13 protein-coding genes are annotated in these 13,642 nt (G+C 44.6%); 4 read left to right on the top strand and 9 right to left on the bottom strand.

Going from position 1 to position 13,642, the window contains the following annotated elements; translation table 11 throughout:
* Positions 1–126: 126 nt before the first annotated feature.
* Positions 127–465 (top strand): hypothetical protein, encoded by a 339-nt coding sequence (locus tag EAE90_RS07035; RefSeq protein WP_214052908.1) that lies wholly within the window; start codon positions 127–129, stop codon positions 463–465.
* Positions 466–784: 319 nt separating this feature from the next.
* On the opposite strand, the gene EAE90_RS07040 is transcribed toward EAE90_RS07035, so the two are convergent.
* Entirely contained in the window at positions 785–1,249 is a 465-nt protein-coding gene (locus EAE90_RS07040; RefSeq protein WP_214052909.1) for an Lrp/AsnC family transcriptional regulator, read from the bottom strand.
* 203 nt (positions 1,250–1,452) lie between these two features.
* Here EAE90_RS07040 and EAE90_RS07045 point away from each other — a divergent pair, with 203 nt between their 5' ends.
* From EAE90_RS07045 to EAE90_RS23680, 3 genes are all read left to right on the top strand, one after another.
* Positions 1,453–2,064: a LysE family translocator gene (locus EAE90_RS07045; protein ID WP_214052910.1), complete on the top strand. Its 612-nt coding sequence runs from the start codon at positions 1,453–1,455 to the stop codon at positions 2,062–2,064.
* Between the two features lie 168 nt (positions 2,065–2,232).
* Positions 2,233–4,275 carry a bifunctional tRNA (5-methylaminomethyl-2-thiouridine)(34)-methyltransferase MnmC2/FAD-dependent 5-carboxymethylaminomethyl-2-thiouridine(34) oxidoreductase MnmC1 gene (mnmC, locus tag EAE90_RS07050; protein ID WP_214052911.1) on the top strand — a complete coding sequence of 681 codons (2,043 nt, stop codon included), beginning with the start codon at positions 2,233–2,235 and terminating at the stop codon, positions 4,273–4,275.
* A 105-nt stretch (positions 4,276–4,380) separates the two neighbouring features.
* Entirely contained in the window at positions 4,381–4,566 is a 186-nt protein-coding gene (locus tag EAE90_RS23680; RefSeq protein WP_246550454.1) for a type II toxin-antitoxin system RelB/DinJ family antitoxin, read from the top strand.
* Positions 4,567–4,790: 224 nt separating this feature from the next.
* Here EAE90_RS23680 and EAE90_RS07060 read toward each other — a convergent pair whose 3' ends face one another.
* The 8 genes from EAE90_RS07060 to hutU all read right to left on the bottom strand — a co-directional run bounded on the left by EAE90_RS07060 (position 4,791) and on the right by hutU (position 13,604).
* Complete coding sequence (locus tag EAE90_RS07060) at positions 4,791–5,069, bottom strand: YfcL family protein (protein WP_011147393.1); 279 nt, start codon at positions 5,067–5,069, stop codon at positions 4,791–4,793.
* A gap of 21 nt (positions 5,070–5,090) precedes the next feature.
* Positions 5,091–5,642 (bottom strand): elongation factor P hydroxylase, encoded by a 552-nt coding sequence (locus tag EAE90_RS07065; RefSeq protein WP_214052912.1) that lies wholly within the window; start codon positions 5,640–5,642, stop codon positions 5,091–5,093.
* Between the two features lie 22 nt (positions 5,643–5,664).
* Positions 5,665–6,468, bottom strand: a complete 804-nt coding sequence (locus EAE90_RS07070; protein ID WP_214052913.1) for a sulfite exporter TauE/SafE family protein — start codon at positions 6,466–6,468, stop codon at positions 5,665–5,667.
* 89 nt (positions 6,469–6,557) lie between these two features.
* On the bottom strand, positions 6,558–7,643 hold the full coding sequence (gene aroC / locus EAE90_RS07075) for a chorismate synthase (RefSeq protein ID WP_214052914.1): 1,086 nt from the start codon (positions 7,641–7,643) through the stop codon (positions 6,558–6,560).
* Positions 7,644–7,725: 82 nt separating this feature from the next.
* Positions 7,726–8,658, bottom strand: a complete 933-nt coding sequence (gene prmB, locus EAE90_RS07080) for a 50S ribosomal protein L3 N(5)-glutamine methyltransferase (RefSeq protein ID WP_214052915.1) — start codon at positions 8,656–8,658, stop codon at positions 7,726–7,728.
* Positions 8,659–8,889: 231 nt separating this feature from the next.
* A complete protein-coding gene (locus EAE90_RS07085; protein ID WP_214052916.1) occupies positions 8,890–10,284 on the bottom strand; it encodes an amino acid permease in 1,395 nt (464 codons plus the stop codon).
* A gap of 87 nt (positions 10,285–10,371) precedes the next feature.
* Positions 10,372–11,916 (bottom strand): histidine ammonia-lyase, encoded by a 1,545-nt coding sequence (hutH, locus tag EAE90_RS07090; protein ID WP_214052917.1) that lies wholly within the window; start codon positions 11,914–11,916, stop codon positions 10,372–10,374.
* Positions 11,917–11,924: 8 nt separating this feature from the next.
* Positions 11,925–13,604, bottom strand: coding sequence for a urocanate hydratase (gene hutU, locus EAE90_RS07095; RefSeq protein ID WP_214052918.1), 1,680 nt, complete (start codon positions 13,602–13,604; stop codon positions 11,925–11,927).
* Positions 13,605–13,642 lie beyond the last annotated feature (38 nt).

Below are 13,642 nucleotides of genomic sequence, written 5' to 3' on the forward strand. Positions count from 1 at the left end.
CTTTATCAACAGATAAAGCCATTATTCATACAAAAGATGATGGTAATTATGCTATGTCATATGCAAATAGTTGGTTCATTGTAAGACCTAAGTAATTTTACCCAATAATCTTAATGGGGGTTAATAATGAGAGGACTTGGTTATCTTCTACTGAGCGTTGGTATCATATGGATTTTAGTGGCTTTTAATATGGACACAAACACTTTATCACAATATGGCAACAAATTTAACAATATAGAACCAATTGCTTCACAACAAAATCATATCCTAATTGGCGCATTCATTACACTTTATGGGCTAATTATGATTATATCCAGTAAGAATCAGAGATTATTAGAGTCTATATACAGAAGTAATATTAAGGAGATTGCCGAGTTCAATTCAAAAGATGTATCCATACCTACACCGATGCAAAACTCAGATGACTTAAAACGAGCTAATAAGAAGCGGCCAAGCGTAAAGTGATAGCAATGATTGATACGATTGCCTCACATTTAAAAGAGAGGCAATCAAAAGAATTTAAAAGATTATGTGAATTTCATATTCATTTATAAATACAAACCCCGCTTCTTTGGCGGGGAATTATTTCCTTGAACACTCCACTTTTATTATGAGAAGAGCTTATTCATAATAGAGTATATTATAGTGTGTAAAACTATTTATTATTTAATAGTGAACATATCCCCAGAGAGAAACGTTCAATATCAAAGCAAATGTCTTCTCAATAATTCCCTTTGCCAAAGTCAATATTTTATTCAGATACACATAGGGAAAGATTGGTAACTCATATTGGCAACATATGAGTAAGTTTCGCCGTTTCCATCGGCACTTCCGTCTTAACACTCTGAATACTGTCGATCCGGGTTAGATGTTCAGCATGGAAACGGCGGTAAGAGTGGAGATCCTCTGTAACAATTCTCAAAAGCGCATCACATTCTCCTGCCATTAAGTGGCATTCCACCACTTCAGGCATTTCTTGGATAGCATCGGTAAAACGCTGAATTGTCTCTGCATCCTGAGCCTTGAGCCAAATTCGGGCAAACAATGAAAGACTAGCGCCGATCTTCGAACCATCAAGAACAGCAACATAGCGCTTGATAACTCCTGCTTCTTCCAATAACCGCACACGCCGCAAGCAAGGCGATGGCGATAAACCAACCTCTTTAGCTAATTCGACATTCTGGAGTCGGCCATTACGTTGTAAGGCACGAAGAATACGTTTATCAATATTATCTAATTTCATTGGCATTCGATTCCATTAAAACCAAAAATAAATCACGCAGATTTTAATATTAATATAAAAATTGAAAAAACAGACACAAAATATCATAGAAATTAGATTAAAATACCAATAATTATCTTTTGTAGATTGATTGCAGTATCTACCTGCCCTACTTAATTGCTCTAATCCAGTAATTGGCATGCCTGTTAAATATTTATGGAGGAAAAATCATGCAATTAGAGAACTTGTTAATTTTCGCTGCAACTGTACTGCCGCTAATCTGTACTCCCGGACCCGATATCATGTTTGTGGCATCTCAAGGTCTGTCAGCAGGAAAAAGTGCCGCCCTACGTGCCAATGCAGGGATCATCTCCGGTTATTGTCTACATAGCGTTCTTGGCGCTCTGGGTGTTACAGCTATCGTGGCAACCTCACCAATTCTGTTCGAGGTGATGCGTTGGGTTGGCGTTGTCTACTTAGCCTATTTAGCGGTTCAGATGTTTCGTTCAGCCATGCATCCCGGCAAAATTATTTTCTCGTCCTCATCAGCCAAGACCTCGCTGACCAAAGGTTTCCTAACCAGCTTTCTAAACCCCAAAGGATTGCTAATCTACTTTGCTATTCTGCCAAACTTCATCACTGCGGACAGCAACTATACGCTCCAATCCATTATTCTCTCAGCAATTTTCATCACTACCTGTGCTCTCATTTACGGATTAATCGGTATCATCATAGCTAGCATGGGGGAAAAAGGCTCATTCAGCGATCATCGCCGTCGCTGGGTTGAAGGAATTGCCGCAGGGCTTTTATGTTTAGCCGCCGGGCACCTGGCGAAGAGCTGAACAGAATGATTGTTGATATAATGCCCAATAATGTCCAGCACTTGTCCAAATACAGGTGCTGGCTGCTGTTCAAATCAGCACTTTTCCACTCTTTTCTTCCGTCAGGTGGTACATCAACCCCAACCTCGCTAAAATCGCATTATTATCAGTAATATTGCAGGCATTACCGTGAAAAATTCTGCTATCTGTAACGCAACCCTAAGTTGGAATGATCAAGGTACTCCAGTTTCAACACAGTTTGATGACGTTTATTTCTCAAATCAGGATGGGCTGGAAGAAACCCGTTATGTATTTCTTAATGGCAACCACTTTCCCCAACGATTCAGCACTCATTCCCGTTCTAACTGTGTCATCGCGGAAACCGGCTTCGGTACGGGATTAAATTTTCTGACGCTTTGGCAATCTTTTGATCTATTTCGACAGCAAAATCCTGATGCGTCATTGAAACGTCTACACTTCATCAGTTTTGAGAAATATCCGCTGAAAACCAATGACTTAAAAGCCGCTCATCAACGCTGGCCTGAACTTGGAATTTTTTCACAGCAACTTTGCCAGCAATGGCCTCAACCACTAGCAGGCTGCCATCGGCTGATTATGGCAAATGGCGCTGTCACATTGGATTTATGGTTTGGCGATGTCAATGATCTGTTGCCCACAATGGATTCCAGTCTTCACGGTAAAATAGATGCCTGGTTTTTAGACGGCTTTGCTCCTGCCAAAAACCCGCAAATGTGGAGTGAACGGTTGTTTGCCGCAATGGCGCAATTTGCCCATCCAGAAGGCACCTTTGCAACCTTTACTTCTGCTGGTGTCGTCCGTCGCGGTTTACAACAGGCTGGTTTTAATGTCAGTAAAATCAAAGGATTCGGGCGAAAAAGAGAAATGCTGACTGGAGTTCTAGCAACTCAGAAATATCAGCCATTACCAGCACCTTGGTTTGCCCGGCCGCCAGCAAGCCACACCGATGATATCGCGATTATCGGCGGAGGGATTGCCAGTATTCTTACCGCACTTGCGCTATTGCGTCGTGGAGCACAGGTGACGCTTTATTGTCAGGATGCAGCCCCGGCACAAGGTGCGTCTGGTAATCGCCAGGGAGCGCTTTATCCGCTACTGAACGGTAGTAATAACGGACTCGAAAAATTCTTTACCTCTGCATTCACCTTTGCCCGCCGCCAATATGAACAGTTATCAGCGCAGGGAATTGATTTCGACCATCAATGGTGTGGCGTCAGCCAGCTTGCTTATGATGAAAAAAGTAGCAATAAAATTGAGAAAATGCTGGCAACAGAATGGCCGAATGAACTCGCCATCGATATGAATTGTCACCAGTTAAGTGAAAAATGTGGGCTGGATATTCATCACCACGGCATTCACTATCCACAGGGCGGATGGCTATGTCCGGCTGAACTCACTAAAGCAGCAACAGAGTTGGCACAACAGCAAGGAATGCTCTGTTGCTTCAATCATCAAGTTACTGCGCTTAACCACAACCAATATGGCTGGCAACTGCATCTCATGCATCAAGGACAATCGTTAAATGCACAGCACAAAACGGTAGTGATTGCCAACGGTCATCATCTACCCCAGTTTGAACAAACCGAGAAACTGCCAGTGACTGCCGTGCGTGGTCAAGTCAGTCACATCCCAACCACAACTGATCTGAGCCAATTGCAAAATGTGCTTTGCTACGATGGTTATATGACACCGGCTAATCCAGCCAATCAACACCACTGTATCGGCGCCAGTTATCAGCGTCATCGGCTTGATAATGAATATTCTGAAACAGAACAGCAGGAAAACCGTGATCGGTTGCTGAAATGTTTACCTGATGCCGAATGGACAAATCAGGTTGATGTTTCTGCTAAACAATCCCGCCAAGGTATTCGCTGCGTTATTCGCGACCATATGCCAATGGTGGGAAATGTGCCGGATCTCAATAAGATAATGACAGATTATCAAGATTTGCCAGAAAAAATCCGCACAGGGAGCCCCATTACAGATGCAGCCTGTTATTCCAATCTGTTTGTTATCGGGGCATTAGGTTCCCGTGGATTATGCTCAGCGCCACTCAGTGCAGAAATTCTTGCAGGACAGATCTTTGATGAGCCATTACCATTGGATAATGAAATACTGGCGGCCCTTCACCCAAACCGTTTCTGGATTAGAAAACTACTGAAAGGACGTAAAGTGAAAATTGAAAAGCCATAAGGAACTGCACTGCCTAAGCAGTGAAATGCTTATGTAACTTTTGGGAGACAGCTTAATACTATTGCTGATATCACATAATAAAATCTGACAAGTGGAGGAGACAAAATGGTTGCTCAAACATCAATACTGCACGTTCGTGTAGACGATAAACTCAAGGCCGATGCTATGGAAAAGCTCTCAAATTTAGGCTTAACCATATCGGATGCGGTACACATTCTACCCACCTATATCGTCAAAGATGGTGTGTTACCTGCTGACTCAGAAGCTTACGACGCCTGGTTTCACGCTTAAGTGCAAGAAGCGCTCGACGATACGCGCCAACCTCTCCCACATCAGCAAATAATGGATGAAGCTCAAGAATTAATTGAAAGGAAACTTCGTGCTTGCTCTTGAATGGTGGAAAAAGGAATAAAAATCGCCATTAAGTCTCCGTTTCTGATGCACTGCCCCCAAGAAACTCATATGGTTTCGTGGGGGTGTAGCTCGTTTTTTCTATTCTATTGCTTTAATTCAACTTATTGAGTTTTAGCATTATCCAGCAGGCGCTGCCAAGTATTAAGAACAAGAACCTGATCCGGCGGCGCCAGTTCTCCCGCTTTAATTGCAGTTTGGATACTTTCTTCAACACGGTCATGAAGCTGTTCAGCCGTATGAGCGCCTTCCTGCTCCAATTCTGCTACCGCTAAAGTGAGATGCCCGCGGAGATAACCACCAGCAAACAATTCATCATCACTGGCGTGATCTACCATGTCATCAATTTGCGCTAAAATACGCGTTTCAAACTCAGCGAGCATCATTTTTCCTCAAATTCAGTTTCATTCTGCGAATATATCTTCCGGGTAAGGAAAATGTTCCGCTTTTAACGGAGGCGTATTGTAAAACGATTGCAGCCCCTGAATAAAGCACTCCGCTCTTGCAGGTATCCCCTGCGCTAAATAGTCCATGATCTGATCATGAACTTTACGCTGAAAAGCTAATCTATCAGGCTCAAAATCCCCTTCAAGGTTGTCACAACTAACATTAAACGGAAAACCTGCCGCAGTACAAAACAACCAATCAAGTGCCTGTGGTTTAATTTCTACTTTTTCAAATTCACTTTGCGTCTGTGCGTCACGCCCATCCGGGCAATACCAGTAACCAAAATCCACCAATTTCCGGCGCTCTTGACCCGCAATGCACCAATGAGCAATTTCATGTAATGCACTGGCATAGAAGCCATGAGCAAATACAATTCGGTTATAAGGAGTCTCTTCATCTGCCGGCAGGTAAATAGGTTCGCCATCACCTTTAACCAAACGTGTGTTGTATTCGTCACCAAAACAGCGATTGAAAATATCAATAAGTTGTTGATAGTTATGCGTTATCATGAATTAAAAACAAAACCCTGAATCAAAAATAAAATGCCAGCCAACTACGGATCGTATCGCCGTGATTATCATTCAGTAATTTAATACTCATCAAAAAGGAGATGATGACAATCATAGGGCGAATCAGTTTCTGTCCATGAGTCAAAACTAAACTCGCACCCAACCGCGCACCAATCACCTGCCCTGCCAACATTACAAGGCCCAATACCCACAAAACTTGACCGCCAAGGATAAAAAGCGCTAATGAACCTACATTGGAAGCAAAGTTCAGTACTTTAGCATGAGCGGTGGATTTCGCCAGGTTATAACCACACAACACGACATAAGCTAACGCATAAAATGAGCCAACACCGGGGCCAAATATGCCGTCATATAAACCCAGTCCACTCCCGACAAGCAAAGCAAATGCCACAGGCGTCAAGCGACGATGGCGCTCTTCTCTGCCAATAGTTGGCGTCAAAAGGAAATAAAGACCAATAATAATGACCAGAACCGGTAATAGCTGACAGAGAAAATCTGGCTTTATAAATTGGACAATAATCGCACCAGCCACTGAGCCAAGTAATGTCATCAATATGGCAAAGCGTTGAGATTTGAGATCAACCGCACCATAACGGACAAAATAGACGCTGGCAGAAAATGAACCTCCCACTGCCTGTAACTTGTTTGTCGCCAATGCCTGTACCGGAGAGACGCCAACGGATAACAGCGCCGGAATAGTTAGTAAACCGCCGCCGCCAGAAATCGAGTCAATAAATCCAGCCATCATTGCAACCAAAAAGAGCAGAATGTAAACTTCCGCACCTGACGACAATAACCAGTCCATATTTCATCCCATCAACAGCAACTTCTTATCAATATTCAAGCTACCCATTTCAGTCTCTGGGATTTTCAAGGCTAGCTTCATTCTCAAGTTCACCAGCGAGGAAGGCTGGATTCGATATCAGCACACTGCGCCCTCTGGCGTAATAGGTGGTCCATCAGCACGATAGCTACCATTGCTTCTGCAATCGGCACAGCTCGAATACCAACACAAGGATCATGGCGGCCACGAGTGATCATTTCCACTTCTTCACCCTGACGATTAATCGTTTTACCCGGCACCATAATGCTGGACGTTGGCTTCAATGCAATATGAGCAATAATTGGCTGACTGCTGCTAATACCACCCAGAATCCCGCCCGCATGATTACTGGTGAATCCCCGAGCAGTTATTTCATCTCGGTTTTCGCTGCCGCGTAAATTGATAACACCGAAACCATCACCAATTTCGACGCCTTTTACTGCGTTAATACTCATCAGCGCATGAGCAATATCAGCATCAAGACGGTCAAAAACCGGTTCTCCCAAACCAGCCGGAACATTTTCCGCGACAACAGTCACTTTCGCGCCAATAGAATCCCCCGCTTTTTTCAGTTCACGCATCAAGGCATCAAGTTGTTCAAGTTTAGTCTCATCAGGACTGAAAAATGGGTTTTGTTCCACCTGTTCCCAATCTTTCAATTGGCAATGGATATTGCCCATTTGAGTCAAACAGGCACGGACACGAATACCATATTTATCCAGCAAATATTTTTTCGCTATTGCACCTGCGGCAACACGCATTGCCGTTTCACGCGCAGAAGAGCGGCCCCCACCACGATAGTCACGGATACCGTATTTCTGTTCATAAGTGTAATCAGCATGGCCTGGACGAAACACATCTTTAATAGCACTGTAATCCTGAGAACGTTGGTCAGTATTTTCAATGAGTAAACCGATACTGGTACCGGTCGTCACCCCCTCAAATACACCCGAAAGAATGCGAACCTGATCCGGCTCACGGCGCTGTGTTGTATAACGGGAAGTCCCCGGACGACGCCTATCTAAATCAATTTGCAAATCGGCTTCTGTGATTGCAATGCCCGGTGGCACACCATCGACAATACATCCCAACGCCAAACCGTGAGATTCGCCAAAAGTGGCGACCCGGAAAAATTGCCCGATACTATTTCCCGCCATCCCAATTCCTTCCTGTTAATCGTGCTTTTATTTGACTCTGCCTGTTTTGCATTATTACCGCAGTTACAACCTATCCAATTATTCAATCTTTGAATAAGCGAAAATGTTCGTGATGTTCAACCAACTGTTGACGTGTCAACATAAATACGCCATCACCACCATATTCAAATTCCAACCAGGTAAATGGCACATCAGGATATTGTTCAATCAAATGCACCATACTGTTGCCAACCTCACAAATCAACACACCTCGTTCAGTGAGAAAATCTGGAGCAGTCGCCAGAATACGGCGTGCCAGTTTCAAACCATCTGAACCCGCCGCCAAACCCAATTCAGGCTCACGGCGAAACTCTTCCGGCAAGTCGCTCATATCCTCGGCATCGACATAAGGCGGATTTGTGACAATAAGATCGTATTTAACCGGCGGCATATCGCGGAACAGATCAGAACGAATCGGAATAACCCGGTGGTCAAGGCTATGATTCTGAATATTCTGTTCAGTCACGGCCAGCACATCCGCGGAAATATCTACAGCATCTATTTCTGCTTCCGGGAAAGCATATGCACAGGCAATAGCAATACAACCACTACCCGTGCAGAGATCGAGGATATTGGCAGGTTGGTCAGGGATCAATCCCGTAAATTCATTATTAATTAATTCACCAATCGGTGAACGCGGAACCAAAACCCGTTCATCAACATAAAATTCATGACCACAAAACCAGGCTCTGTTAGTCAAATAAGCAACTGGAATGCGCTCATTAATACGGCGCAGTACCCGCTCGACAATACGATGACGTTCAGTTGATGTCAGTCGCGTAGTTAGCATCTCTTGTGGGATATCCAGCGGCAAAAACAGCGATGGAAGAACCAATTGCAGTGCTTCATCCCAAGGATTGTCTGTACCGTGCCCGTAATAGATATTCGCCGCATTAAACCGGCTAACAGACCAGCGCAACATATCCTGAATGGTATATAACTCAGCTACTGCCTCATCGATAAAAATCTTGTCCAAAAGCGCCTCCAGCCCTGCAAATTCATTAGCCTGCTAGTTTGCCACGATCATTGAAACAAATCAGCTTTATATCAGGCTAATGACATAGAATTTTAAGTACTAATGTTCAGCAAGCAATGAATTAAGGAATGACAATTAAAAAGGCAGCTCGGATGTTCTATTGCAGATTTTTAATTAATTTTCAGCTCAAACCGTCTTATTCAACAACAAGACGGTTTGGTTTCTACATATTTAACATTGTGTTTCTTTGACTGATTGAGCGCTCACAATAATGACATTTTTTCGTATCCATAAATAATAGGCGGATGTTAACAGCACGATCCATACTCCTCCCACATAGAACGCAATACGTGTCGCTGGAAAGTAACTGAGAACAGCAATAATAAATATCATAAACACGATGGTCAGAATCGGCGCAACAGGCCACATCGGTACTGGGAATTGTAATTTCTGCACTTCTCCCGGCGACATTTTTCTGCGCATAGCAAATTGAGATAGCAAAATCATTAACCAAACCCACACGGTGGCAAAAGTCGCAATCGAAGCAATAATCACGAATACCTGTTTAGGGAGCAAGTAATTGAGAACCACAGCACACAATAATGCCAGCGTCATAACCATGATTGTCACCCAAGGCACCCCGTTACGGCTTAAATGCATAAATTTTTTATGGGCTAATCCTTTCTCGGCCATACCGTACATCATACGACCAGCACCAAAGATATCGCTGTTAATGGCCGAAATTGCCGCCGTAATGACGACAATATTCAGAATATTCGCCGCCGAACCAATGCCTAACCCCTGAAATATTGCGACAAATGGGCTACCTTCTTGGCCGATGCTGTTCCAAGGGTAAATTGCCATTAATACAAAAATAGTGAATACATAAAACAGAAGAATACGAAACGGGATAGAGTTAATCGCTTGCGGGATCATTTTCGCCGGATTCTTAGCTTCACTGGATGTAATACCGATAATTTCAATACCACCGAAAGCAAACATGACAACAGCCAGAGACTCAATAATGCCGCCCAACCCATTAGGCATAAACCCACCGTGTTGCCACAGATTGTGAATTCCCGTCGCCTGAAAATGGCCGCTAAAACCAAACAGAATAATACCTGTTCCGGCAATAATCATGGCGCTGATTGCAGCAACTTTCAGAATCGATAACCAGAATTCCATTTCGCCAAACACTTTAACTTTACAAAGATTAAGTGCGCCAATAATGAAAATAATACTCAGTACCCATATCCAGCGCGGTACTTCCGGGTACCATAGCCCCATATAAATGCCAAAAGCAGTCACATCCGCCAGACAAACGATGATCATTTCGAAAGTATAAGTCCAGCCGGTAATAAATCCGGGCAATGGGCCTAAATATTGATGAGCGTAACTGGCGAAAGAACCGGCATCCGGCCTGTGGACCGCCATTTCGCCTAAAGCGCGCATAACCATAAAGACAGCAGCACCGCCTATTAAATAAGCTAACAATACCGCCGGACCTGCCATACTTATTGCTTCAGCAGAACCATAAAAAAGACCTGTACCAATCGCAGAACCCAACGCCATAAACCGGATATGACGTGCGTTGAGTCCTCGCTCTAGTTGTAATGAGGCTTGCATGATTTACCCTCTTATCTTTTATTATTGGGTTTTATCAGAAAGATAAATGTGACAATCAGGCCGGTCAGGCACCGGCCATTGGTTTATTTAATGGTTATTTTTACTCTGTAATATCTGTCCAGAAGGAAGTAATGAGGAGAGATGTTGCTCGGCTAATAATTTCACAGCAGCATCAATATCAGGCGCAAAAAAACGATCCTGATCGTAATAATCTACTTTCGCTCGCAGGATATTACGCGCTTCTTCCAAAATCGGGCTGCTTTTCAGGCCATTGCGGAAATCGATTCCCTGACAGGCAGATAGCCATTCCACTGCCAGAATACCTCGGGTATTTTCTGCCATTTCCCATAAACGACGCCCCGCAGCCGGCGCCATTGATACATGATCTTCCTGATTGGCCGAAGTCGGTAAACTGTCAACACTCGCCGGGTGCGCCAACGCTTTATTTTCACTGGCAAGCGCCGCTGCCGTCACCTGTGCAATCATAAAACCTGAATTCACCCCACCATTCTCAACTAGGAAAGGCGGAAGCTGTGACATATGTGAATCCATCAACAACGCAATACGTCGTTCTGACAATGCACCTATCTCTGCTAATACCAGCGCTAAATTATCAGACGCCATTGCAACAGGTTCAGCATGGAAGTTACCGCCGGAAATCACCTCGCCCTGCTCAGCAAACACCAATGGGTTATCAGATACGGCATTAGCTTCAGTCAGAATAACCTCAGCAGCATGGCGCAACTGAGTCAGGCAAGCGCCCATGACTTGTGGCTGACAACGTAATGAATAAGGGTCCTGTACCTTGGGGCAATTGATGTGAGAATCTGATAGTTCGCTGCTCTCTTCCAATACATAACGATACAATGCAGCAACATCGATCTGCCCTTGTTGCCCCCGTACCGCATGTACACGGGCATCAAATGGTTTACGTGAACCCAATGTCGCCTCTACGGATAAAGAACCACAAACTATCGCTGCCGCCAGCAGATCTTCTGCTTCAAATAACCCACGTAATGCAAAAGCAGTGGATACTTGGGTTCCATTGAGTAACGCCAAACCTTCTTTAGCCGCTAATGTAATGGGTTGTAAATTAGCCTTTGCCAGCGCTTCTTTGGCTGACAGCCATTCGCCCTGATAACGCGCTTGCCCTTCCCCAAGTAATAACAGGCTCATATGTGCCAACGGCGCCAAATCACCAGAAGCCCCCACCGATCCTTTACAAGGAATATGAGGATAAATTTCCGCATTGACTAACGCGATTAATGCCTGGATAACTGTAAGACGAATACCGGAGTAACCACGGGAGAGGCTGTTAATTTTCAATACCATGATCAACCGAGTCATATTATCGTCCAACGCTTCGCCGACCCCGGCAGCATGAGAGACAACCAACGAACGCTGTAGTTTTTCTAAATCATCTTCTTCGATCCTTGTACTGGCTAATAGCCCGAACCCGGTATTAATTCCATAGGCAGTGCGATTTTCAGCAAGAATCGCGTTAACACACTCCACGCTGTGATCAATAGCAGGAAAAATCTGACTATCCAGAGCGATTTTCACCGGTTGTAGATAAACCTGACGTAGTTCATCAAGGGTCAATTTACCTGGATAAATAGTTAACTGCTTCATAATGTTCCTTATTTTGTATTAAGCATCGGCAAGTCTAATCCTTGCTCTTTGGCACAATGGATAGCGATTTCATAACCTGCATCAGCATGACGCATAACCCCAGTGGCGGGATCGTTATGCAACACCCGAGCGATACGCTCTGCGGCTTCATCGGTTCCATCACAAACAATCACCATACCGGAATGTTGTGAGAAACCCATGCCGACACCACCGCCATGATGCAGAGAAACCCAGGTCGCGCCGCTAGCAGTGTTAAGTAAGGCGTTTAACAACGGCCAGTCCGAAACAGCGTCAGAGCCATCACTCATAGATTCAGTTTCGCGGTTCGGACTGGCTACAGAGCCGGAATCCAGATGGTCACGGCCAATAACAATCGGCGCCGAAAGTTCGCCACTGCGTACCATTTCGTTAAAAGCTAACCCTAGTTTGGCTCGTTGCCCTAAACCGACCCAACAGATACGGGCAGGTAAACCCTGAAAGCTGATGCGTTCCCTCGCCATATCTAACCAATGATGCAAATGTTGATCATCGGGGAGTAATTCTTTAACTTTGGCGTCAGTTTTATAGATATCCTGTGGATCGCCGGAAAGCGCTACCCAGCGGAAAGGCCCAATACCACGGCAAAATAACGGGCGAATGTAGGTAGGAACAAAACCAGGAAAATCGAAAGCATTTTCTACGCCGACTTCATATGCCATTTGGCGAATGTTGTTGCCGTAATCAAAAACAGGAATGCCCTGCTGTTGGAAAATCAACATCGCCTTAACATGTTCCATCATTGAAGATTTTGCTGCTTTGATGACCTCCTCGGGCGCTGAAATAGCGCGTTGGCGGTATTCTTCCCAACTCCAGTTTTCTGGCAAATAGCCGTTGAGAGGATCGTGTGCGCTTGTCTGGTCAGTGACTAAATCCGGGCGTACGCCACGACGAACTAATTCCGGCAAAACTTCAGCCGCATTACCACACAGAGCGATAGAGATGGCTTTGCCTTCCTGAGTGTATTTTTCGATCCGAGCCAAGGCATCATCCAGATCTTTCGCTTGTTCATCGACATAACCAGTACGCAGACGGAAATCAATTCTGCTTTGCTGACACTCAATATTTAGCGAACACGCTCCAGCCAATGTTGCAGCCAATGGTTGTGCTCCCCCCATACCGCCCAAACCAGCAGTTAACACCCAACGACCCTGTAAGTTACCGTCATAATGCTGACGGCCAGCTTCCACAAACGTTTCATAAGTACCTTGAACAATTCCCTGGCTGCCAATGTAAATCCAACTACCCGCCGTCATTTGGCCGTACATAGCCAGCCCTTTAGCATCTAACTCGTTGAAATGTTCCCAAGTCGCCCAATGCGGCACCAAATTCGAATTTGCAATGAGTACCCGTGGAGCATTGCTATGGGTTTTAAATACCCCAACTGGTTTACCCGATTGGATTAATAACGTTTCGTCGTCTTCCAACTTTTTCAATGTTTCAATGATCTTGTCATAACATTCCCAATCTCTAGCAGCCCGGCCAATGCCGCCATACACCACCAGTTCATGAGGATTTTCAGCAACTTCTGGATCAAGATTATTCATTAACATGCGTAGAGGAGCTTCGGTTAACCAGCTTTTAGCTGTTAATTTTGTTCCCCTCGGTGCCCGGATATCGACATTACGAAATTTACTATTCTGGGCGGTCACGATCTGGCTCCTTTGTGGTCTTTGGATATTTGTTAAAT

Origin of the sequence: Photorhabdus caribbeanensis (assembly GCF_018448885.1) — a bacterium.
Taxonomy (GTDB): domain Bacteria; phylum Pseudomonadota; class Gammaproteobacteria; order Enterobacterales; family Enterobacteriaceae; genus Photorhabdus; species Photorhabdus caribbeanensis.